The sequence below is a fragment of the Streptomyces sp. Ac-502 genome, from assembly GCF_045222935.1.
GTDB classification, from domain to species: domain Bacteria; phylum Actinomycetota; class Actinomycetes; order Streptomycetales; family Streptomycetaceae; genus Streptomyces; species Streptomyces monomycini.
Map to the genome: position 1 here is coordinate 7,313,298 of NZ_JBHFFO010000001.1, position 22,707 is coordinate 7,336,004.

A 22,707-nucleotide genomic window follows, 5' to 3' on the forward strand; every position below is an offset into this window, starting at 1 on the left:
CCCCAGACCCGCGCGCAGACCTCTCGCATCCGCGAGAGGTCTTTTCGTTTCCGGCCCACCTTCCGCCGGAGGCGGAGCGCGCGGGACCATGAGGGGGCGGTGGAACCGGTCATTCCGGTATACCGAGACCCCGACAGGAGCCAGACCAGCCATGACGGACGCACCCGAACCCGAACCGGCGTTGTCCGACGCCTTCCACGTCTTCGACACGACGCTGCGCGACGGAGCACAGCGCGAGGGCATCAACCTGACCGTCACGGACAAGCTGACCATCGCCCGGCACCTGGACGACTTCGGCGTGGGCTTCATCGAGGGCGGCTGGCCCGGCGCCAACCCCCGGGACACCGAGTTCTTCGAGCGGGCCCGTACGGAGATCGGCTTCCGGCACGCCCAGCTGGTCGCCTTCGGCGCCACCCGCAAGGCGGGCGTACGGGTGGAGGACGACCCGCAGGTGGCGGCGCTGCTGGACTCGCAGGCGCCGGTCGTGACGCTGGTCGCCAAGTCGCACGTACGGCACGTGGAGCTGGCGCTGCGCACCACGCCGGAGGAGAACCTCGCGATGGTGCGGGACACCGTCGCCCACCTGCGCGCGCACGGCCGCAGGGTCTTCCTGGACTGCGAGCACTTCTTCGACGGGTACGCCCTCGACCCGGCCTACGCCAAGCAGGTCGTCCGGACCGCGAGCGAGGCCGGCGCCGACGTGGTGGTCCTCTGCGACACCAACGGCGGCATGCTCCCCGCGCAGGTCGCGGCCGTCGTACGGACCGTGCTGGCGGACACCGGGGCGCGCCTGGGCATCCACGCCCAGGACGACACCGGCTGCGCGGTGGCCAACACCCTCGCCGCCGTGGACGCGGGCGCCACACACGTGCAGTGCACCGCGAACGGCTACGGCGAGCGCGTCGGCAACTCCAACCTCTTCCCGGTCGTGGCCGCCCTGGAGCTGAAGTACGGGCGCCGGGTGCTGCCCGAGGGGAAGCTGGCCGAGACCACCCGCATCTCGCACGCCATCGCCGAGGTCGTCAACCTCACGCCCTCCACGCACCAGCCGTACGTCGGTGTCTCCGCGTTCGCGCACAAGGCCGGGCTGCACGCCTCCGCCATCAAGATCGACCCGGACCTGTACCAGCACATCGACCCGGCGCTGGTCGGCAACAGCATGCGGATGCTGGTCTCCGACATGGCGGGGCGCGCCTCCATCGAGCTCAAGGGCAAGGAGCTGGGCTTCGACCTGAGCGGCGACCGGGAGCTGGTCGGCCGGGTCGTGGAGCGGGTCAAGGAGCGCGAGCTGGCGGGGTACACGTACGAGGCCGCCGACGCCTCCTTCGAGCTGCTGCTGCGCGAGGAGGCGGAGGGGCGGCCACTGCGGTACTTCCGGGTGGAGTCGTGGCGGGCGATCGTCGAGGACCGGCCGGACGGCACGCACGCCAACGAGGCGACGGTGAAGCTGTGGGCCAAGGGCGAGCGGCTGGTGGCCACCGCCGAGGGCAACGGTCCGGTGCACGCGCTGGACCGGGCGCTTCGGGTGGCACTGGAGCGGATCTATCCGCAGCTGGCCGGGCTGGAGCTGGTGGACTACAAGGTCCGCATCCTGGAGGGCCGGGTGGGCACCGGTTCGATCACCCGGGTGCTGGTGTCGACCAGCGACGGGCAGGGGGAGTGGTCCACGGTCGGTGTCGCCGAGAACGTCATCGCCGCGTCGTGGCAGGCACTGGACGACGCGTACGCGTACGGGCTGATGCGGGCCGGGGTCGAGCCGCAGGAGTAGCCCGCGGCGCGCGGGGTGACCGCGGCCCCGTACCGGTCCTTGGGGGAGGTCCGGTACGGGGCCGCGGGGTTCACCGGGCCTTCGGCTCAGGCGGCGGCCTTCACCGCGGAGATGTCGAAGGTGAGCTTGACCTTGTCGCTGACCATGACGCCGCCGGTCTCCAGCGCCGCGTTCCAGGTCAGGCCCCAGTCGGAGCGCAGGATCTCGGCGCTGCCCTCGAAGCCGACGCGCTCGGCGCCGTACACGTCGGTGGCCGTGCCCTGGAACTCCAGGTCGATGGTGAGCGGCCGGGTGACGTCCTTGATCGTCAGGTCGCCGGTGATCCGGTAGGTGTCGCCGCCGACGCGCTCGGCGGCGGTGGAGCGGAACGTCATCAGCGGGAAGGTGTCGGCGTCGAAGAAGTCGGCGCCGCGCAGGTGGGCGTCGCGGTCGGCGATGCCGGTGTCGACGGAGGCGATCGTGACGTCCACGGCGGCGGTCGAGCGGGCCGGGTCGGCGCCGTCCAGGTGGAGGGTGCCTTCGTGGGTGCCGAAGGCGCCGCGGACGTTGGTGACCATCGCGTGCCGGACGGTGAAGCCGATCCGGCTGTGCGCCGGGTCGATGGTGTAGTCGCCGGTCAGGGCGGCGAGGGCGGGGTCGGCGTCGAGGACGGCGGCGGGCCGCCGGGCGGTGGTGCGGCCGGTGTCCGCGGCCGTGGCCGTGGCGCGCTTGCGGGTGAACAGAGCCATGGCTCCTCCTCGGAAGTGGGTTGTTAAACCTTCAACGAGATTGAGCGTAGCGCGACCTAGTTCAAGTTTCAACATTTGATTCCCAGGGGAGTGCTACGGGTGCGCCGCGGCGGGCATGCGCTGCACGGCGGACGTGTCATGGGCATTGTCGGAGCGCCGGAGCCCGTGCTAGACCGTCGGACACCGCTGCACCAGACCGCATCCGTACGCACTCGACGTTCACGGAGAGGACGGACCGTGCCGCCTTCCCCCGTCTGGTCCCGCCGGGGCTTCCTCGGCTTCTCCGGAGCGGGCGCGCTCGGCCTGGCGCTGACGCCCGCGCTCACCGGCCCGGCCGCCGCCGCGCACGCCGCCGACCCCGATCCGTACGAGACCCTGCGCCGCCGCTGGCTCCGCATCCAGCTCGGCACCGGCTACGACCCCGCCGCCGAACCGTACGCCGCCCGCCTGAAGGAGACCGGCGAACTGGCCCGCGGCTTCCGCGCGGCCATGCGCCCGGCCGCCGGCTCGCTCTGGCCCGACAGCCACTTCGACCCGCCGGCCGGCATCACCCGCAGCTACAACCGCCTCGCCACCATGGCCCGCGCCCACGCCCAGCCCGGCACCGGCCTGACCGGGGACGCCGCCCTCGCCGCCGACGTCCTCAAGGGCCTGGACCATGTGCACGACACGGTCTACCACGCGGGCACGACGCGCTACGGCAACTGGTGGGAGTGGCAGATCGGCAGTCCCCGCCTCCTCCTGGACACCATCGCGATGCTGTACGAGCAGCTCGGCGCGGACCGGCGGTCCCGGTACCTGGCCGCCGTCGACCACTTCGTCCCGGACGGCATGCTCGGCGACTACACCGGCACCAGCACCGGCGCCAACCGCGTCGACCTGTGCCGCGTCGTCGCGCTGCGCGGCATCCTCGGCCGGGCCCCGGCGAAGATCGCGCTGGCCCGCGACGCGCTGTCCCCGGTCTTCCCGTACGTCACCAAGGGCGACGGCCTGTACGCCGACGGCTCCTTCGTCCAGCACACCTGGGTCGCCTACTCCGGCACCTACGGCTTCGTCCTCCTCGACGGACTCGGCCGCCTCTTCACCCTGCTCGCCGGGACCGACTGGGCCGTCACCGACCCGCAGCGCCAGATCATCTTCGACAGCGTGGAACACGCCTACGCGCCCCTGCTCTACAACGGCCTGATGATGGACAGCGTCAACGGGCGCGCCGTCAGCCGCGGCTACCTGCGGGCCGACGAGCGCCGGGTGATGCGCGGCGACCACTTCCACGGGCACGCCCTGGTCGCCGCCGTCGCCCTCCTGGCGGAGGCGGCGACCGCGCGGGAACGGGAACACTGGCAGGCGATGGCCCGGGGCTGGATCCGGCGTGACACGAGCTACCCGGTGCTCGCCGACCGGCAGTACGAGATCGCCGACCTCGCCCGCCTCAAGGGGCTCGCGGACGACGGCGGCCCGGTCGCGCCGGAGCCGGTCGGCCACCGGCTCTTCCCGGCCATGGACCGGGCCGTGCACCGCCGCCCCGGCTGGGCCGCGGGCCTCGCCATGGCCTCGGACCGCATCGCGTACTACGAGAACGGCAACGGCGAGAACCCGCGCGGCTGGCACACCGGCGCCGGAATGCTCTACTGGTGGGGCCGGGACTTCGCGAACGACCAGTACACGGACGCCTTCTGGCCCACCGTCGATCCGTACCGCCTGCCCGGCACCACCGTGTCCGCCAAGCGGCTGGCCGACAACGAGGGCGGCGGCTGGGGCCTGCCCAAGCCCGCCGCGCGATGGGTGGGCGGCACCACCGACGGCGAGTTCGCCGCGGTCGGGCAGGACGTGCGCGGCCTGTCCTCCACCCTGCGCGCCAAGAAGTCGTGGTTCTTCGCCGCGGACTGCGTGATCTGCCTGGGCGCGGGCATCACCTCCCGCGACGGGGTGCCCGCCGAGACGGTCGTGGACAACCGCAACCTGGGCGCGTCGGGGACGTCCGTGCTGACCGTCGACGGTGTACGGCGGCCCGCCGCGCCCGGCCGCCCGCTCGCCTTCCCGCGCGCCCGCTGGATCCATCTGGCCGGGCACGGCGGGTACGTCTTCCCCCGTCTCCCCGGCGGCGCGGAAACGGTCCCGCACGCGCTGCGCGACACCCGGACGGGCGCGTGGAGCGACATCAACACCGGCGGCTCGCCCGAAACGTTCACCCGCCGCTATCTGACCCTGTGGCTCGACCACGGCACCGACCCGGCGGACGCCACGTACGCGTACCTGCTGATGCCCGGAGCGGGCCCGCGCGCCCTCGCCGCCCGGGCCGCCGACCGCCACTGGCTGACCGTCCTCGCCAACACCGGCGAACGGCAGGCGGTCGCCGTCCCCGCGCTCGGGCTCACCGCCGCCACCTTCTGGCAGGCCGGGTCGGCCGGCGGCCTGACCGTCTCGGCGCCCGCGAGCGTGCTGCTGCGCGAGCGGCCGGCGCGGACCGCGCACGCGGGGCACGGCGGCCGGACGGCGTCACTGTGCGTGGCCGAGCCGCCGCGCACCGGGAAGCCGTTCGAGGTGGTCTGGGACCGTCCGGTCCGCGCGGTGCTCGCCGCCGACCCCTCCGTCACGGTCCTGGCGACCGCTCCGGCGCTCCGGCTGCGCGTCACTCCAGGCACCGCCTGCACCACCCACACCTGTACGGTCGCCCCGCGCTGACCGGCCGTTCCGCCTGGCCACGGCGCCGCCGGCGCGCCGATCGAGGTGCCGCGGCGCCCGGTCAAGCAGCGGACTGCCACAACGCCGCGCGGTCACGTTTTGTCGGGCCCATACATATCGCTGGGCCCCTCCGGCGTGCGTACGGGGGCGGAGGCAGGCCGCGTGCAGGACGCTTCTGTCCTGCCTGCCCACCAAATCGCTTCCGACGTTGTACGAAACCGACATCGGTTCCGGAGGGTCCGGCCACGTACCGTCGATACATGACCACTGTCGAAGATGTGCCCGCCGAGGCGAACGACGCCCGCGGGCGGGTCGCCGAGCTGCACGCCATCCGCGAGCAGGCCCGGCGCGGCCCCAGCGAGCGGGCGACCGAGGCGCAGCACGCCAAGGGCAAGCTCACCGCGCGTGAGCGGATCGAGCTGCTGCTGGACGAGGGTTCCTTCCGGGAGGTGGAGCCGCTGCGGCGGCACCGGGCCACCGGGTTCGGCCTGGAGGCCAAGAAGCCCTACACCGACGGTGTGATCACCGGCTGGGGCACCGTGCACGGCCGGACCGTGTTCGTCTACGCCCACGACTTCCGGATCTTCGGCGGCGCGCTGGGCGAGGCGCACGCCACGAAGATCCACAAGATCATGGACATGGCCATCGCGGCCGGTGCCCCGCTGGTCTCCCTGAACGACGGCGCCGGCGCCCGTATCCAGGAGGGCGTCTCGGCGCTGGCCGGGTACGGCGGCATCTTCCAGCGCAACACCAAGGCGTCCGGCGTCATCCCGCAGATCAGCGTGATGCTCGGCCCGTGCGCGGGCGGCGCGGCCTACAGCCCCGCCCTGACCGACTTCGTGTTCATGGTCCGCGAGACCTCGCAGATGTTCATCACCGGCCCGGACGTGGTGCGCGCGGTCACCGGCGAGGAGATCACCCAGAACGGCCTGGGCGGCGCCGACGTGCACGCCGAGACCTCGGGCGTGTGCCACTTCGCCTACGACGACGAGCAGACCTGCCTCGAAGAGGTCCGTTACCTCATCTCCCTGCTGCCCTCGAACAACCGGGAGAACCCGCCGTCGGTGGCGTGCGAGGACCCCGCCGACCGCTCCGGCGACACACTGCTGGACCTGGTGCCCGCCGACGGCAACCGCCCCTACGACATGCGCGCGGTGATCGAGGAGCTGGTCGACGACGGCGAGTTCCTGGAGGTCCACGAGCGCTGGGCCACCAACATCATCGTGGCGCTGGCCCGGATGGGCGGCGAGGTCGTCGGCCTGGTCGCCAACCAGCCGCAGTCGCTGGCCGGTGTGCTGGACATCGAGGCGTCCGAGAAGGCCGCCCGCTTCGTGCAGATGTGCGACGCGTTCAACATCCCCATCGTCACGCTGCTGGACGTGCCCGGCTTCCTGCCCGGCGTGGACCAGGAGCACGGCGGCATCATCCGGCACGGCGCGAAGCTGCTGTACGCGTACTGCAACGCCACCGTGCCGCGCATCTCGGTGGTGCTGCGCAAGGCGTACGGCGGCGCGTACATCGTCATGGACTCGCAGTCCATCGGCGCGGACCTGACCTACGCCTGGCCCACCAACGAGATCGCGGTGATGGGCGCCGAGGGCGCCGCCAACGTCATCTTCCGCAAGCAGATCGCGGAGGCGGACGACCCCGAGGCGATGCGGGCGCGGATGGTCAAGGAGTACAAGTCCGAGCTGATGCACCCGTACTACGCGGCCGAGCGCGGCCTGGTCGACGACGTGATCGACCCCGCCGAGACCCGCGAGGTGCTCATCCGCTCCCTGGACATGCTCCGCAACAAGCACGCGGACCTGCCCGCACGCAAGCACGGCAACCCGCCCCAGTAGGGCGCGCGAGCCCGCCTCCGCGAGGCGCGCAAGCCCGCCCGGCTCGGCACGACAGCCACCGACCGGCCCCCGACCGGACCTTTCGCAGACCGGAGAAACGACGTGACCACTCCCGTTCAGACCAGCCCCATCCGCGTGGAGAAGGGTGAGGCCAGCGAGGAGGAGCTGGCGGCGCTGACCGCCGTCCTGCTCGCCCGCGCCGCCCACCGCCCGGAGGCCGCCGTGCCGGGCCGCCGCCGCGCCACCGCCGCGCGCTGGCGCCGGCTGGAGCGCCAGCACGGCTTCCGCGGCGCCGGCAGCTGGCAGCGCTGAGCAGCAAGTCACCCGGGCCCGGTACTCGATCCGAGTACCGGGCCCGACTGCTTTCTTCGCGGGTCGTACGCCGTTGCTGCGACGGCCGGAAGAAGGCGTAGGTTCGCACCGACTCCGGGGCCGGGAGCTGTCCAATCCGTGATCCCCGTGCTGACATGCGCTCGTCATTGCGTTCCCCGGCGTCCACCCCGGGCCCCGGGAGCCGATCGCAGGACGACCGGAAGGAAAGCCCATGTTCCGCACACTGGGTGTCGGTGCCGCCGCGGCATCGCTGCTGCTCCTCGCCGGGTCGGCGTCCCCCGCCTCCGCACAGGCCTCGCCCCGGTACGGCGAAGAGGCGCCGCCGACCGGCCAGATCACCATCACGGTCGCCACCGTCAACGGCTCGGGCTGCCGGCCGGGCAGCGCCGCGGTGGCCGTCGCGCCCGACAACACGGCCTTCACCGTGACGTACAGCGAATACCTCGCCCAGGCGGGCAAGGACACCAGACCCACGGACTCCCGCAAGAACTGTCAGATCGCGCTGAACGTCCACGTCCCCCAGGGCTTCACCTACGCGATCGCCAAGGCCGACTACCGCGGCTACGCCCAGCTCGCGCCCGGCGCCGTCGGCCTGGAACAGGCGGGCTACTACTTCCAGGGCAGCTCCGAGACGGCCCGCAAGAGCCACCGCTTCACCGGCCCGTACGACGCCAACTGGCAGTCCTCGGACGAGACCGGGATCGACGCGCTGGTCTACGCCCCCTGTGGCGAGAAGCGTTACTTCAACATCAACACCGAGCTGCGGGTGGACGCCAAGGGCTCCGACCCCAAGCTGACCAGCTACATGGCGATGGACTCCACCGACGGCAGCATCAACACCAAGTACCACTTCGCGTGGAAGCAGTGCCCCAGGTAGCCGCATCGGCGGCGGCCGGTACGGCCAGGGGGTCCGCGTGCACCGGTGCGCGCGGACCCTCCGGCACCTCCGGGTCCTCCGGCCGCTCCGGCACCTTGAGATACAGCGTCAGGACGGCGGAGACGACGTACAGCGCCGCGAAGACGATCACGACCCCGGCCGGGCCGAGCGGGCCGAGGAAGACGCTGACGACGGCGGGCCCGACGAAGGCCGCGCCGCCCGCGCCGAGGTTGAGCAGGGCCATCGCGCCGCCCTTGTTCTCCGGCGCGAGGGCCGGGATCAGGGCCGAGACGGGTACGAATCCGGCCAGCGTGATGCCGTACAGCATGCCCATGACGATCGCCACCGGGTAGTTGCCGCCGACGGCCTTCGGCACGAAGTAGAGGGTCAGCGTGGTGACCGCGCAGCCGAGGCCGCCGAACGAGGCGATGGTCCGCCGCCAGCCGATCCGGTCGCCGATCGCGCCGAAGAGCAGGTTGCACAGCACGTTGGTGCCGTAGATGACGGCCAGCAGGGTCAGCCAGCGGCCCTGCCCGAACCCCAGCTCAGTGCCGAAGAAGGCCGGCAGGAAGACCAGGAAGCCGAACTCCGGCGCCGTGTTGATGACCCGCACGACACAGCCGACGGCGACCTTCGGGTGCGTCCACGCGATGGACAGGCTGGACAGCAGCGACTGCACCGGACGCACCTCCGGCGGCGCCAGCCGGGTGTACCCGGTGCGCTCCCGGACGCCGAGCAGACAGCAGGCCCCGCCCAGGAGGATGATGCCGAGCGCCACCCACAGGGTGCCGAACTGGCCGAACCAGGGGTTGGTGACCCCCGCGACGAGCGAGCCGAGGGTGGGCAGGCCGCCGGTGAAGGCGACGTAGAACCAGCCCACCGCGGTGCCCATCCGGGCCGACGGCGCGGTCGCGGTGATCCACACGAGGAAGCCGAAGGCGAAGAGCGGGTAGCCGAAGCCGCGCAGACCGTAGAAGACCAGCATCAGGGGATAGTTCTGCGGGCCCAGCGCGAAGGCCAGGAAGAGCACGTCGAAGACGACCCACACGGCCAGCCCCAACTGCATCACCCGGCGCGGCCCCCACAGGTCGGACAGGGCGCCGGACAGCCAGGACGCGAGCATGACGGTCACGCCGTACGCGGTGATGACGTACGAGGCGTGCACCTCGGTGCCCGCGCCGTGGTCCGCCATGTACGGGGCGATGAAACCCGACTCGACGCCGTCGCCCACCATGAACAGCAGCACGCCGAGATAGCCGAGGACCAGCGGGCCCGGGATGCCGAGCCGGTCGGGGAGCGGGAGCTTCGGTGGGGCCATGGCCTGCCTCCGTGCGGTGTGGTGCGATGCGGCGGTGCGGGTGTGATGCGGCGGTGCGGCGAGGCGCACCGGCGGCGCGTGTGGTGTGATGCGAGCAGCATGAATCCTGTGAACTTCACATGCAAGATGTGATGCAGGCTTTCCTCAGGCGTCTTTCGCGCACCTTGGGCCGTCATTTACGCCAGAAGGGGTGACGGATATGTGATCCGGGTGTTAAATCCAACAGGGACGAAACAAAGGAGTGAGCCCGATGACCACCACCCCCGCAGCCGGCCCCGGCCACGACCCCGGAACCTTCCGCGAGGACTGGCTGGAGGGCCTGGCCGACGCCTACGCCCGCACGGTGCGCCGGGTCCCGGACACGTTCGGGGTGGTCGGACGGCACGCGCCGCGCCCCGGCAAGGTCGCGGTCGTCATCGGCGGCGGTTCCGGCCACTACCCCGCCTTCGCCGGACTCGTCGGCCCCGGCCTCGCCGACGCGGCGGCCGTCGGCGACGTCTTCGCCAGCCCCAGCGCCGAACAGGTCTACCGCACCGCACGCGCCGCGGACGGCGGCGCCGGTGTCCTCTTCAGCTACGGCAACTACGCCGGGGACGTCATGCACTTCGGCCTCGCCGCGCGCCGTCTGGCCGCCGAAGGCGTCGACGTCCGTACGGTCCTGGTCACCGACGACGTCGCCAGCGGGCCGCCGCCCGTCGCGGGCCGGGAGGCCGACCCGTCCCGCGACCGGCGCGGGGTGGCCGGCGACTTCTTCGTCTTCAAGGTGGCCGGCGCGGCCGCCGAACGCGGCGACGACCTGGCGGCCGTCGCCCGCGCGGCCGAGCACGCCAACGCGATGACCCGCACCTTCGGCGCCGCGTTCGCCGGCTGTACGCTCCCGGGCGCCGGCGAACCGCTGTTCACCGTCGACGCGGGCACCACCGAACTCGGCATGGGCATACACGGCGAACCCGGCCTGCGCACCACCCGCCACCTCACCGCCGCCGAACTCGCCGACGCGCTGGTCGACAACCTCCTCCAGGAGCTTCCCGAGCCGCCCGCCGGGAGTGACGGCCGGGCCGCCGTCCTCCTCAACGGCCTGGGCCGCACCAAGTACGAGGAGATGTTCGTCGTCTACCGGCAGGTCAACCGCCGCCTGCGCGCCGCCGGACTGCGCCCGCACCGCCCGGAGGTCGGCGAGTTCGTCACGTCCTTCGACATGGCGGGCGTCTCTCTGTCCGTCATGCTCCTGGACGACGAACTCGCCGCGCTCTACGACGCGCCCTGCGACACCCCCGCCTTCCGCAGCCTCCCGGGCGAGCACCCGCAGGCCGCCGACCTCCGCCCGTCCGTACCCGCGCAGGCCACCACCGCCGCCACACCGTCGGCCGCCACCAGCACCCCCGCCACCGACCTCCCCGCCACCGCGGCCCTCCAGGCCGCCCTCGACCTGATCGCCGCCCACGAGGACGAACTGGGCCGCCTGGACGCCGTCGCCGGGGACGGCGACCACGGCATCGGCATCGTCCGGGGCCTGCGCGCCGCCGTCGGCGCGGCCCGCGCGGCCGAACCGGGGCCGCCCGCCGCCCCCGCTCGGCCGGCACCGCGCTGCTCGCCGCCGGCCTCGCCCTGGCCGACGCCTCGGGCGGCGCGTCCGGCGCCCTGTACGGCACGCTGCTCGCCGAGACCGGCGCCGTCCTCACCCGCGCCGACGGCTACTCCACCGCCCTGCTCGCGGACGCCGCCGACGCCGCCCAGCGGGCCCTGTCGGAACTGGGCGGCGCCCGGGTCGGGGACAAGACCATGCTCGACGCGCTGGACCCGTTCCGCGCCGAACTCCACGCCCGCGTCGGCGAGCCCCTGCCCGGCGCCTGGAAGGCGGCCGCCCAGTCCGCCACCCGCGCCGCGGCCGCCACCGCCGGCCTCACCCCGTCCCGCGGCCGCGCCGCCCGGATGGGGCCGCTGGGCCACGGCCACCCGGACCCGGGAGCGACCTCGCTGGCGCTGCTGCTCACCGCCACCGCCGTCCACCTGAACCGGTAGCCCGCCCCTCGCAGCGCGAAGCCCCCGCACCGAGAGGTACGGGGGCTTCGCGCGTGGTCGCCGTGGGCCGGGCCGGTCAGCGCAGGCGGGCCATGAGAGCGTGCTCGACCAGGGTGATCAGGGCGCTCTTGGCCTCGCTGCGGTGGCGGGCGTCGGTGGTGATGATCGGTGCGTCGGGTCCGATCTGGAGGGCCTCGCGGACCTCTTCCGGCGTGTAGGGCTGGTGTCCGTCGAAGCCGTTGAGGGCGATGACGAAGGGCAGGCCGCTGTTCTCGAAGTAGTCGACCGCCGGGAAACAGTCGGCGAGACGCCGGGTGTCGACCAGGACGACCGCGCCGATGGCGCCGCGGACCAGGTCGTCCCACATGAACCAGAAGCGGTCCTGTCCGGGCGTACCGAAGAGGTACAGGATCAGGTCCTGGTCCAGGGTGATGCGGCCGAAGTCCATCGCCACGGTCGTCGTGGTCTTGTCCGGCGCGTGCGTGAGGTCGTCGATGCCGGCCGACGCCGAGGTCATCACGGCTTCGGTGCGCAGCGGGTTGATCTCTGAGACGGCCCCGACGAACGTGGTCTTGCCCACGCCGAAGCCGCCCGCCACCACGATCTTCGCGGAGGTGGTGGAGCGGGCTGCACCGCTAGAGCTTGCGAAGTCCACTGAGCACCCTTTCGAGCAGTGTCACATCTGGCTGTCCGCCGGCGGTCTCGTCCCCGCCGGGCTGATGGATGGCGACGAGTCCGGCCTCGGCCAGGTCGGCGACGAGGATTCGGGCGACGCCGAGGGGGATGGAGAGAAGGGCCGAGATCTCGGCCACTGACTTGATCTCGCGGCAGAGGTGGCAGATGCGCTGGTGCTCCGGCAGTTGGCCCTGCAGCCTGGCCGGGTCGGCGGTCGTGCTGACCAGTGCCTCGATGGCGAGCTGGTAGCGCGGCCGGGTCCGGCCTCCGGTCATCGCGTACGGGCGCACGAGCGGGTTGTGCGCGCCCCCGGTGGGACCCGACGGGCCGGGCGCGCGCCGCTGGGACTGCGCCGGCTGGACGCGGGGCGCCCGCGGCCGGTCGTACGGCGACGGCTCGTACGGCTGCCGGGAGTCGTACGGCTGCTGCTGGTAGGGCTGCTGCTGGTAGGGCTGCCGTGACTGCGGCGGCTGGGACGGCCGCTGCTGCCGGCGGCTGGGCGCGGAAGGAAAGTTGAAGCGGTTGTGATGGTGCTCGCCCTGGGGCCCGGACTGCTGTCCGGGACCGTACGGGTATCCGCTCGGGGGCGTTGCCACGTCTCCTCCTTCAACTTGCCATTCTGACGCCGGTCGCGCCACCGCACCCTATGGCGCGGTGGCGGGAAACGCACTGCCTGTCTGCTAGTTGAGAAGGCTGCCCTGCAGTTCCGCGCGCAGGTCGGGCGTCAGCACGGTGCCCGCGCGGTCGACCAGCAGGGCCATCTCGTAACCGACGAGGCCGATGTCGCACTCCGGGTGCGCCAGTACGGCCAGCGACGATCCGTCGGAGACGGACATGATGAAGAGGAAGCCGCGCTCCATCTCCACCACGGTCTGATTGACACTCCCGCCTTCGAAGATGCGGGAGGCGCCGGAGGTCAGCGAGGTGAGGCCGGAGGCCACCGCCGCCAACTGATCGGCTCTGTCCCGAGGGAAGCCCTCGGACATGGCGAGGAGGAGACCGTCCGCGGAGACCACGACCGTGTGGGACACACCGGGGGTGTTGTCCACGAAGTTGGTGATCAACCAGTTCAGGTTCTGCGCCGCCTGGCTCATCGGGCTCACACTAACGCTCCTGATCGTAGGTGCTGCCGGGGCCGAAGCCCTGTTGGTCATTCTGGGGGACCTCCGGGTGGTCCGTGCCCACGTTGCGTCCCTGCTGGACCCCGCGCCGCAGGTTGCTCAGCCGGCCCCGGACGTCCTCCGGAGCGCGGGAGACCTGCGGGCCGCCCTGCGGGCTCTGCTCCGCGGTGCCCTCGACCAGGTTGGCCTTGGGCACCCGCCGGGGCAGACCGGAGGAGGTGACTCCGCCCGCCTTCGGCTCACGCAGCCGCTCCGCCCGCTGCCAGCGCTCGTCGTTGGCCGAGCGCCACTCGGAGTCGTCCGTACCGGGCTCCGGCGCGTTCCCCTGGGGGGCGGCCGCCGGTTCCTCCTGGGCACGGGGCCTGGAGGACGCCTCCTCGAACGGCTGCCACTGCTGCTGCGGAGCCTGCGGCTTGCCGGCGGCTCCGCGGCGCGGAAGGCCGGCGTCGGTCAGCGGCGGTGTGTCGTCCGGAGTGGGGTCCGGTCGGTCGAATGCTACGCGTTCCGGACCGTCCGCGGGAGCGGGCCGCTGATTCCGGTCGGATTCCGGTTGCCCGCCGAAGTAGCCGGTGTGCGCTCCGTTTTCGGGCCCGCCGTCCTGCGGCCGCGACTCGAACGGAGCGTACGACTGCTGGCCGACGCCCTCGCCGTAACCGACTTCGGCAAGTCCCTGGCCCTGCGGCGACGTGTCGCCGTAGGCGCCCTGCGCCGGTTCCGCATATGCCTGGCCCGGGTGGTCCCCGTAACCCGCGCCGGACTGCTGGGCCGGATCCTGGAACTGGGCCGGGTCCTGGAACTGCCCCGGGTTCTGGAACGGACCCGGGTTCTGGAACTGCCCCGGATCCTGGAACTGCCCCGGGTCCTGGAACTGCGCCGGGTCCTGGAACTGCCCCGGGTCCTGGAACAGCGGCGCCGACGGGTCCTGGTACGGGTCCGGCGTCTGCGCGGGGTGGTGCGGGTCCTGCGCCGGGTGGTGCGGCTGTGCGTCCGCGCCGCCGGCCTGCGCCTCCAGCGCCGCCCGGCGCTCCTCGCGCATCAGCGAGCGGTTGACCGGGTCGAGCCGCGAGGCGCCGCCGTGCTGCCCGTGGCTCAGGCCCAGCTCGTCGAAGCCCAGCTCGGCGGCGGACCGGCCGTCGCTCTCGTACGCGCCCTGCTGGTGCTCGGGCACGATGCGGGAGACGGTGAAGTCGTCGTCGTAACCGCCCTCCTCCTCGCCGCCACCGCCGTGCGTGATGGGCTCGGGGAGCATGACGAGGGAGGTGGTGCCGGCCTGCTCGCCGGAGGGGCGCAGCTGGACGCGGATGCCGTGCCGGTCGGCGAGCCGGCCGACCACGAACAGGCCCATCCGCTGGGAGACCGAGGCGTCCACGGTCGGCGGGTTGGCCAGCTTGTGGTTGATGTCCGCGAAGTCCTCGGGGTGAGCCCGATGCCCTTGTCGTGGATCTCGATCATGACGCGGCCGTCCGGCAGCCGGGTGGCGGCGACCCGCACCTTGGTCTGCGGCGAGGAGAACGTGGTGGCGTTCTCCAGCAGCTCGGAGAGCAGGTGCACGAGGTCGGTCACGGCGGTGCCGTGGATGTCGCCGTCCGGCACGCCGGACAGTTCTATCCGCTCGTACGACTCGACCTCGGACGTCGCCGCGCGCAGTACGTCGATCAGCGGCACCGGCTGGTTCCAGCGGCGGCCCGGCTCCTCGCCCGCGAGGATGAGGAGGTTCTCGCCGTTGCGCCGCATACGGGTGGCCAGGTGGTCCATCCGGAAGAGGCTCTCCAGCTGGTCCGGGTCGGCCTCGTTGTTCTCCAGCTCGGTGATCAAGGTGAGCTGACGTTCGATCAGGCCCTGGTTGCGCTGCGAGAGGTTGGTGAAGATCGCGTTGACGTTGCCGCGCAGCAGCGCCTGTTCGGCGGCGAGCCGGACGGCCTCGCGGTGCACCTGGTCGAAGGCGCGGGCGACCTCGCCGATCTCGTCGGTGGTGTGGATCGGGATGGGCTGCACACGGGTGTCGACACGGCCCGGGTCCGTACGGGAGAGCTGGTCGACCAGGGTGGGCAGCCGCTGCTCGGCGATGCTGAAGGCCGCGGTGCGCAGCTGGCGCATGTTGCGGCTCATCCGGCGGGCCATCATGCCGGCCACCAGGAAGGCGACGACCAGCGCGGCGATCACGATCGCGGAGTCGGTGAAGGTGGACTGCCGGGCGTCGGAGGAGATCTGGGCGGCCTCCTCGACGGCCTTGTCCGCGAGGTCCTTCTCGATGGCGCGGTACATGTCGAAGCTGCCGGTGGCCGCGGCGAACCAGGTCTCCGGGGTGATGCCCTGCGCGGCGAGCTGCTGCGGCGAGGCGCCGGAGCCGATGGCGGTGACCATCGCGTCGAAGGACGGCGGCGCCTTGAACTGCCGGCCGGCGGTCTCCGCCTGCTGCCGCGCCTTGGCGGCCGCCTCCTCGCTCTTCTTCTTGAGCGCGGCGGCGTCGTTCTTGAGCCGCTGCACGTCCTCGGGGGTACCGCCGGAGGTGTACTCGCCGATGGCGATGTTCTCCAGGTACTTGTACGAGGCGAACGCGGACAGCTGCTTCTTGTGGTCCTTGCCGCCCTGCGGGGACGCGGGGTCGACCAGCAGGTGCGTACCGATGGAGCGGGTGAGCGACTCGGCGGCCTTGGCCAGCGAGACGGCGTAGACCGTACGGCCGTAGGAGGTGATGTTGCCGGTGCCCAGGCCCAGCTCGTTGGCGAACTCCATCAGCGGGTGCTGGATGGCGACGTAGCCCTCTTCGGTGCGTACGCCGGTCAGCTGCGGCGTGTACGCGGCCTCGCGCAGCTTCGTCAGGCCGGGCTCGACCTTCTGGAAGGCGGCGAGGCGGCGCTTGAGGCCCTCCTTGGCGGGCATCTCCTCGACCGCGGCGTGGAACGCGTCGGCCGCGGTGTCGGTGGCCCCCGGGCCTCGCTCACCGCGGGATCGTCCCGCTTGCCGGCCAGCAGCGGCTCGGCCGTGCGGTCGCGCTCGTCGATGATGGCGTGGCTGTAGGCCGCCGCGGCGCGTACCAGCTTGGCGGTGGCCTCGGCGTCCTGGGCCTCCTGCCAGGTCTCGACGGAGTTGTTCACGCGCAGGCCGCCGAAGACCAGGGCGACGAGTACGGGGATGAGCAGGATCGCGTTGAGGCGGGTGGCCACCCGCCAGTTGCGCGGCGAGAAACGCCCGCCGCTCACGGGGACGGTGGCGGCCGGGCTCTCGGACGTGCCGACGGCCGGTGCCGCGCTGTGCGACGGTGGCGTGAAGTTGCCCCGCCGCGGTTCCTGCGGCTCGGGGCCCGACTTGCTTCGCCTCACTCGACCAACAACCTCTCGGCGCCGGCACCGCACCCTTTTGCGCTGTGCCGTTTTCTTCAGGGCGTTACTACTCCGGAGTTCAGCGAATTTCAGCACGTCAGGACCGTGCGTTCCAAACACTGGGCAAAGGGGTGGCAGCGCGCTGAGCGCGTCAGATAAAAGGGGCGTTAAGGGCGAGGGGCGGCAAAAGGCGGGAGAAATGTGAGCGCAGCGGAGCCGCGTGTGCGCGCCGGGTGTCGGCGGCGGAGGAATTCTCTGTCGAAACGTTATGAACGCGGCCGGCGGCGTGGCCAAGGACACAGATCCACCGGCGCCGCACGGGAACCCCCGCCGGCCTGTGCCTTTCCGGCGCCGCACGGCACCGGAAAGGTCTCTCGTCGCCCCGGACACCTTACTTTCGGGCGGGGCGGCCTGCCGGCGTCACTTCAGGCGGGCCATGAGAGCGTGCTCGACCAGCGTGATGAGGGCGCTCTTGGCTTCGCTGCGGTGGCGGGCGTCGGTGGTGATGATCGGTGCGTCGGGTCCGATCTGGAGGGCCTCGCGGACTTCTTCCGGCGTGTACGGCTGGTGTCCGTCGAAGCCGTTGAGGGCGATGACGAAGGGCAGGCCGCTGTTCTCGAAGTAGTCGACCGCGGCGAAGCAGTCGGCGAGACGCCGGGTGTCGACCAGGACGACCGCGCCGATGGCGCCGCGGACCAGGTCGTCCCACATGAACCAGAAGCGGTCCTGTCCGGGCGTACCGAAGAGGTACAGGATCAGGTCCTGGTCCAGGGTGATGCGGCCGAAGTCCATCGCCACCGTGGTGGTGGTCTTGTCCTGGACGTGGCTCAGGTCGTCGATCCCCGCCGAGGCGGAGGTCATCACGGCCTCCGTACGCAGCGGGTTGATCTCCGAGACGGCTCCGACGAACGTGGTCTTGCCCACGCCGAAGCCGCCCGCCACCACGATCTTCGCCGAGGTGGTGGATCTGCCGCCCTGAGCGGCGGCCGCGGCGCCGTCAGAGCTTGCGAAGTCCACTGAGCACCCTTTCCAGCAGCGTCACGTCGGGCGTACCGCCGGCCTCGCCACTGCCGCCCGGCTGGTGGATCGCCACCATGCCGGCCTCCGCCAGGTCCGCGACCAGGATCCGGGCCACGCCCAGCGGGATGTGCAGCAGCGCCGAGATCTCGGCGACCGACTTCACCTCGCGGGTCAGATGGCAGATGCGCTGGTGCTCCGGCAGCAGGCCGGGCAGCTGGGACGGGTCGGCGGTCGTGCTGACCAGTGCCTCGATGGCGAGCTGGTAGCGCGGCCGGGTCCGTCCCCCGGTCATGGCGTACGGGCGGACCAGCGGCTGGTCACCTTCGCCCCCGTACGGCGCTTGGCTGTAGGCGCCGTACGGGCCGGGCGAGGCAGGTGGCGGGGTCATGGGGTCCTCCGGACGGGACAACTGACTGTCGTCGGGTTGGGCCGGTGGGGGTGCGGCACGGTGGTCGGTGGGTCGGGTCGTGACGTTCGGCGGGACTCAGTGCAGCAGGCTGCCCTGGAGTTCGGCGCGCAGGTCGGGCGTCAGCACGGTGCCCGCGCGGTCGACCAGCAGGGCCATCTCGTAACCGACGAGGCCGATGTCGCACTCCGGGTGCGCCAGTACGGCCAGCGACGATCCGTCGGAGACGGACATGATGAAGAGGAAGCCGCGCTCCATCTCCACCACGGTCTGGTTGACCACGCCGCCCTCGAAGATGCGGGACGCACCGGAGGTCAGCGAGGTCAGCCCCGAGGCCACCGCCGCCAACTGGTCGGCGCGGTCGCGGGGAAAGCCGTCGGACATGGCGAGGAGCAGTCCGTCCGCGGAGACCACCACCGTGTGGGACACACCAGGGGTGTTGTCCACGAAGTTGGTGATCAACCAGTTCAGATTCTGCGCCGCCTGGCTCATCGGACTCAACTAACGCTCCTGCTGGTGAGTGGGGTCGACAATGCCGTGGTTGCCGGTGGAGGCGTTCTCCTCGGCCCGGTAACGGCCTTGCTGGATACCCCGACGAAGATTGGTCAGACGGCCGCGCACGTCGTCGGGCGCACGCGAGACCTGCGGACCGGTCTGGTGGGACTGCTGCTGCGCGGTGCCGGCGACCAGGTTGGCGCGCGGCACCCGGCGGGGCAGGCCGGAGGTGGTGACGCCGCCCGCGGCGGGCTGGCGGATCTGCTCCGCCTGCCGCCAGCGCTCGTCGTTGGGCGAGGCACGCCACTGGCCCTGCTGGCCCGGCCCGCGGTCGTCGTCGGAGGCGCCGCCCAGGAGGCCGGGGCCGGACGCGCCGGCGGACGCGCCGCCCGCCGCCGCGCCGGGCTCGCGGCGCGGCAGCGGCGGCGCCTCGGAGTGCTCGGCCGACGGGGCCGTGGGCTCGTCGGTGGCCTGCTGCGGCACCGAGGCCGCACCGGACGCCGGGTGGTTGAACCAGTTGGACTCGATGGTGTCGAAGATCGGCGTACGGCCGTCACCGGGACCGGCGGGCGAACCGCCGCCGAGCAGGTCACCGGAGCCGCCGTCCTGGCGCTGCCGCTCCTGCGGCGGCACCGCGAACTCGCCGGTGCCCTGCTGCGACCCGTCCCGCAGGTCGGCGGGGAGGGCGAACTCGCCGGTGGTGCCGGCACCCTGCTGCGACGCGCCGCCGAAGGCATTGCCGCCCTCGAAGGCACCGCCGCCCTCGAAGACGCTGCCCGCGGCCGCGTCCTGGCCGTTGGCCCCGTACGCGGTGTCGCCGTACTCGCCGAAGCCGCCGTGCCCGGTGTCCGGGCGGGCGAACTGCCCGGTCTCGCCGGGACCCTGCGGCGACTCGCCGCGCAGGTCGGCGGGCAGCTCGTACTGACCGGTCGCCTGGTCGTCGCGCTGCGGCGCGCCCGAACCGAAGGCGTCCGGGCGGGCGAACTCGCCGGTGTCGCCGGGGCCGCGGCCGGTCCGGCCGCCGTCCGCGCCGGGCGGCGGGGCGTCGAAGTCGGGACGGGCGAACTCCGCCGTGTCACCGGGGCCGCCGGCCGCCGGGCGGGCGAAGCCGCCGGTGGTCTCCGGCTCCTCGTGGCCGCGCGGGCGGTCCTGCTCCTGGCGGGGCGTCATCGGCCAGTCGTCCGAGGCGCCGCGCTCACGGCGGGCACCCCAGCTCGTGGTGTTCGGCTGCGACGGGCCGCCGGTGGCGTCCGCGCCGCCGGTCAGCTCACCGGCCGGGCCGCGCTGCGGCAGCTCCGCGCGCTCGTCACGGCGGGGCGCGCCCGTCGGGGGAGCGACCGTCGGCATCTGCGAGGTGTCACCGGCACCGGCGCCCGTGTTCGCACCGGCCGACGCGCCACGGGTCGGCAGCGCCGGACGCCCGTCGCTCAGCTGACCGGTGTTCGGGGTGCTCCTGGAGGGCCCGGCGGACGGGTTGCCCGTACGGCCGGCCGGCGCGCCGAACGCACCGGCACCCGGACCGCCCGGACCGCCGCGGCCCGGCAGCGCCGGACGCACGCCGCCCGCGCCGACCTGGCCGCGCGGCTGGAGACCGGCGAGGCGGTTGGCGGAGGCGTTCGGGGTGTGGGGCGCGGGGGCGCCTTCGACGGCACCGGCACCCGGCCCGCCCTTGCCGCCCGGCTGCGGCTTCTTGCCGCCCTGGGCGACGTCGACCGGCAGCATGACCAGTGCTGTCGTACCGCCCGAGTCGGACGGCCGCAGCTGGATGCGGATGCCGTGCCGCAGCGACAGGCGGCCGACCACGAACAGACCCATGCGGCGGGAGACCGAGACGTCCACCGTAGGCGGGCTGGCCAGCCGCTCGTTGATCGCGGACAGGTCCTCGGGGGACAGGCCGATACCGGTGTCGTGGATCTCGACCAGCACGCGGCCGTCGGGCAGCGCGTGACCGGTGACCTTGACCTTGGTCTGCGGGGAGGAGAACGAGGTCGCGTTCTCCAGCAGCTCGGCGAGCAGGTGCACGAGGTCGTTGACGACCCGGCCGGCGACCTCGGTCTGCGGTACGGCGCTCAGTTCGATGCGCTCGTACTGCTCCACCTCGGACGCGGCGGCGCGCAGCACGTCGACCAGCGGGACCGGGCGCGTCCAGCGGCGGCCCGGCTCCTCGCCCGCGAGGACGAGGAGGTTCTCACCGTTACGGCGCATACGGGTCGCGAGGTGGTCCAGCTTGAACAGCGAGGACAGCTGGTCCGGGTCGGCCTCGCGGGACTCCAGTTCGGAGATGAGCGAGAGCTGGCGCTGGATGAGGCCCTGGCTGCGGCGCGAGAGGTTGGTGAACATCGCGTTGACGTTGCCCCGCAGCAGCGCCTGCTCGGACGCCAGGCGGACGGCTTCGCGGTGCACGTCGTCGAAGGCCGCGGCCACCTTGCCGATCTCGTCCCGGCTGTGCACGCCGACGGACTCCACGGAGGTGTCCACGTCCTGCGGGTCCGCCTCGGACAGCTGCTTGACCAGCTCGGGCAGGCGCTCCTGGGAGACCTTCTGCGCGGTGTCCTGAAGACGGCGCAGCGAGCGCACCATGGACCGGGACACGACGAACGCGCCGACCAGCGAGATGCCGAGGACCAGCAGGATCAGCGCACCGCTGAGGATCGCCTCCTGGGTCGCCTCGTTGCGCAGCTCGCGGGACTTCTGCTCCATCTGCGAGAGCAGCGAGCTCTCGATACGGCCCATCTCGTCGATCTTGACGGTGTCCGTGTCGTACCAGTCGAGGTACTTGTAGTCCTCGCTGTGGATACCGCCGTCGCTGGCGAAGGCGCGGTGCGCGAAGGCGACGGCCGCCTTGATGTCGTCGTTGTTGCCGTCCAGACCCTTGGTGAGGTCGGTGGCGCCGGTGTAGATCTGCGAGAAGCGGTCGCGGGCCGCCTTCTCGTTGTCCTCGGCGGTACGGCCGGCCAGCCGGTCGTTGGAGGACAGCTGCGGGCTGCCCTTGTGCGCGAGGCCGGCACTGACCAGCGCGCGCTGCATCGACGCGTATTCCTTGGCGGAGGAGAACGCCGCGAGCGCACGGGTGCTGCGGATCATCTCCGGGTTGCTGGTCGCCTGCGCCATGTCCTGGGACAGCGCGAGCAGCGAGGTGATCAGCTGGTTGTAGCTGCTGACCGTACGGGCGGCGTTGTCGCCGTCCTTGTACGCGTTGTTGCGGATCTCGTTGAGGGTGTTCAGCTGGCGCCCGATGTCCAGCAGGGTCGCCTGCACGCCGGCCATCGTCGGGTCGTCGCGCTGGACGTCACCGGTGGCCTTGTTGAACGCCTGCTTGGCCCGGTCGGTCGACTCACGCGGGGCGACGACGCTGGCGTCGTCCTTGACGTTGCCGGTACCGGCGATCGGACCCGCCGACTTGTCCCGCTCCGTCTGGAGGGCGTCGGCCAGCTCGGTGGCCTGCCGCGTCATCTCGGTGAGCAGCTGCATCTTGTCGAGCTGGTCGATGTTCTCCAGCGACGTGTTGATGCGCATGCCGCCCAGCGTGGTCGCGGCGATGACGGGGAGCGCCAGCAGGGAGACCAGACGGGTGCTGATGCGCCAGTTGCGCATGGCTATTCGCGCGCCGGTGCCGCTCGGCTCCTTGGCGCCCTTCGACGGCTTGGGCGAGGCGCCGTCGGCGGAGTCACCCCGGCCGCCGGGCCGGGGCCCTGGCCATGCTGGGGCGAGGCGGCGCGGTCGCTTCCGCCGCGCAGCTCCGGGTCCGCCGCAGCTTCCCCTTGGCCCTGGCGGGCCTGGGGAGACCCGTCCCTCTTGAAACGTCCCTGCACTAGCGTCGCAACCTCTGGACCAGGCGTCCCTCCGCGTGAACGGCGGGACGGTTGTCGAGTCGTAGGGGACCGCGGCCCCCGTGTGGCGGTCGTGAGTGACCGGCGAGCTGCCCTCTCTGGCCGAGAGAGCGGCACCACCGCGCGGCGCTTTGCTGCGCCCCCTGCGCGCCGTCCGGCTGAAACCTGCGGCGGTCCGTGGAATTCCAGCACAGTGCCGGATCTCCAACAAGGGCGGTGCCGTCCCCTGTGACACGCGTGACGCAATGTACGGAACACGTCACAA

The 22,707-nt window shown here is 72.4% G+C and carries 14 protein-coding genes and 3 pseudogenes; 7 read left to right on the top strand and 10 right to left on the bottom strand.

Translation table 11 applies throughout. From position 1 onward, the window contains the following. The first annotated feature begins 151 nt into the window (after positions 1 to 151). Positions 152 to 1,768, top strand: coding sequence for a citramalate synthase (gene cimA / locus ACEXOX_RS33330; RefSeq protein WP_406524672.1), 1,617 nt, complete (start codon positions 152 to 154; stop codon positions 1,766 to 1,768). A gap of 86 nt (positions 1,769 to 1,854) precedes the next feature. Here the strand turns inward: cimA and ACEXOX_RS33335 are convergent, their stop codons facing one another. Further along, complete coding sequence (locus tag ACEXOX_RS33335; RefSeq protein ID WP_406524673.1) at positions 1,855 to 2,496, bottom strand: YceI family protein; 642 nt, start codon at positions 2,494 to 2,496, stop codon at positions 1,855 to 1,857. 237 nt (positions 2,497 to 2,733) lie between these two features. Between ACEXOX_RS33335 and ACEXOX_RS33340 the strand changes: the two genes are divergently transcribed. From ACEXOX_RS33340 to ACEXOX_RS33355, 4 genes are all read left to right on the top strand, one after another. Continuing rightward, positions 2,734 to 5,178, top strand: coding sequence for a polysaccharide lyase 8 family protein (locus ACEXOX_RS33340; protein ID WP_406524674.1), 2,445 nt, complete (start codon positions 2,734 to 2,736; stop codon positions 5,176 to 5,178). 260 nt (positions 5,179 to 5,438) lie between these two features. Next, positions 5,439 to 7,022, top strand: coding sequence for an acyl-CoA carboxylase subunit beta (locus ACEXOX_RS33345; protein ID WP_406524675.1), 1,584 nt, complete (start codon positions 5,439 to 5,441; stop codon positions 7,020 to 7,022). Between the two features lie 102 nt (positions 7,023 to 7,124). Beyond that, positions 7,125 to 7,334: an acyl-CoA carboxylase epsilon subunit gene (locus ACEXOX_RS33350; protein ID WP_365839548.1), complete on the top strand. Its 210-nt coding sequence runs from the start codon at positions 7,125 to 7,127 to the stop codon at positions 7,332 to 7,334. A 232-nt stretch (positions 7,335 to 7,566) separates the two neighbouring features. Further along, positions 7,567 to 8,232 carry a DUF4360 domain-containing protein gene (locus ACEXOX_RS33355; RefSeq protein ID WP_406524676.1) on the top strand — a complete coding sequence of 222 codons (666 nt, stop codon included), beginning with the start codon at positions 7,567 to 7,569 and terminating at the stop codon, positions 8,230 to 8,232. Here the strand turns inward: ACEXOX_RS33355 and ACEXOX_RS33360 are convergent. Then, complete coding sequence (locus tag ACEXOX_RS33360) at positions 8,189 to 9,550, bottom strand: MFS transporter (protein ID WP_406524677.1); 1,362 nt, start codon at positions 9,548 to 9,550, stop codon at positions 8,189 to 8,191. The two genes, ACEXOX_RS33355 and ACEXOX_RS33360, sit on opposite strands and share 44 nt — an antisense overlap. 250 nt (positions 9,551 to 9,800) lie before the next feature. Between ACEXOX_RS33360 and ACEXOX_RS33365 the strand changes: the two are divergent. Further along, positions 9,801 to 11,039: pseudogene (locus ACEXOX_RS33365) on the top strand (dihydroxyacetone kinase family protein); the annotation flags it as partial. Positions 11,040 to 11,158: 119 nt separating this feature from the next. Then, positions 11,159 to 11,572 (top strand): DAK2 domain-containing protein, encoded by a 414-nt coding sequence (locus tag ACEXOX_RS33370; RefSeq protein WP_406526552.1) that lies wholly within the window; start codon positions 11,159 to 11,161, stop codon positions 11,570 to 11,572. 76 nt (positions 11,573 to 11,648) lie between these two features. Here the strand turns inward: ACEXOX_RS33370 and ACEXOX_RS33375 are convergent, their stop codons facing one another. The 8 genes and pseudogenes from ACEXOX_RS33375 to ACEXOX_RS33410 form a co-directional block, all read right to left on the bottom strand. Continuing rightward, positions 11,649 to 12,227, bottom strand: coding sequence for an ATP/GTP-binding protein (locus tag ACEXOX_RS33375; RefSeq protein WP_361794393.1), 579 nt, complete (start codon positions 12,225 to 12,227; stop codon positions 11,649 to 11,651). Beyond that, a complete protein-coding gene (locus ACEXOX_RS33380; protein WP_406524678.1) occupies positions 12,208 to 12,843 on the bottom strand; it encodes a DUF742 domain-containing protein in 636 nt (211 codons plus the stop codon). Before ACEXOX_RS33380 ends, ACEXOX_RS33375 begins: the two co-directional genes overlap by 20 nt. A gap of 84 nt (positions 12,844 to 12,927) precedes the next feature. After that, the gene (locus ACEXOX_RS33385; protein ID WP_018087204.1) at positions 12,928 to 13,341 is read right to left on the bottom strand and encodes a roadblock/LC7 domain-containing protein; all 414 of its coding nucleotides are present in this window, start codon (positions 13,339 to 13,341) and stop codon (positions 12,928 to 12,930) included. A 10-nt stretch (positions 13,342 to 13,351) separates the two neighbouring features. Continuing rightward, positions 13,352 to 16,691 (bottom strand): annotated as a pseudogene (locus tag ACEXOX_RS33390) (nitrate- and nitrite sensing domain-containing protein). 420 nt (positions 16,692 to 17,111) lie between these two features. After that, complete coding sequence (locus ACEXOX_RS33395; protein WP_406524679.1) at positions 17,112 to 17,708, bottom strand: GTP-binding protein; 597 nt, start codon at positions 17,706 to 17,708, stop codon at positions 17,112 to 17,114. Further along, positions 17,689 to 18,099, bottom strand: a complete 411-nt coding sequence (locus ACEXOX_RS33400) for a DUF742 domain-containing protein (RefSeq protein ID WP_030018343.1) — start codon at positions 18,097 to 18,099, stop codon at positions 17,689 to 17,691. The genes ACEXOX_RS33395 and ACEXOX_RS33400 overlap by 20 nt, the downstream gene beginning before the upstream one ends. Positions 18,100 to 18,195: 96 nt before the next feature. Continuing rightward, complete coding sequence (locus ACEXOX_RS33405; RefSeq protein WP_030018344.1) at positions 18,196 to 18,609, bottom strand: roadblock/LC7 domain-containing protein; 414 nt, start codon at positions 18,607 to 18,609, stop codon at positions 18,196 to 18,198. 9 nt (positions 18,610 to 18,618) lie between these two features. Next, positions 18,619 to 22,424: pseudogene (locus ACEXOX_RS33410) on the bottom strand (nitrate- and nitrite sensing domain-containing protein). Positions 22,425 to 22,707: the final 283 nt, after the last annotated feature.

Excerpts from the sequence above, each read along its gene's own strand:
- ACEXOX_RS33335 (WP_406524673.1), bottom strand. The coding sequence starts at position 2,496 with ATGGCTCTGTTCACCCGCAAGCGCGCCACGGCCACGGCCGCGGACACC.
- ACEXOX_RS33405 (WP_030018344.1), bottom strand. The coding sequence starts at position 18,609 with ATGAGCCAGGCGGCGCAGAATCTGAACTGGTTGATCACCAACTTCGTG.
- ACEXOX_RS33360 (WP_406524677.1), bottom strand. The coding sequence starts at position 9,550 with ATGGCCCCACCGAAGCTCCCGCTCCCCGACCGGCTCGGCATCCCGGGC.
- cimA (WP_406524672.1), top strand. The coding sequence starts at position 152 with ATGACGGACGCACCCGAACCCGAACCGGCGTTGTCCGACGCCTTCCAC.
- ACEXOX_RS33345 (WP_406524675.1), top strand. The coding sequence starts at position 5,439 with ATGACCACTGTCGAAGATGTGCCCGCCGAGGCGAACGACGCCCGCGGG.
- ACEXOX_RS33355 (WP_406524676.1), top strand. The coding sequence starts at position 7,567 with ATGTTCCGCACACTGGGTGTCGGTGCCGCCGCGGCATCGCTGCTGCTC.
- ACEXOX_RS33400 (WP_030018343.1), bottom strand. The coding sequence starts at position 18,099 with ATGACCCCGCCACCTGCCTCGCCCGGCCCGTACGGCGCCTACAGCCAA.
- ACEXOX_RS33385 (WP_018087204.1), bottom strand. The coding sequence starts at position 13,341 with ATGAGCCAGGCGGCGCAGAACCTGAACTGGTTGATCACCAACTTCGTG.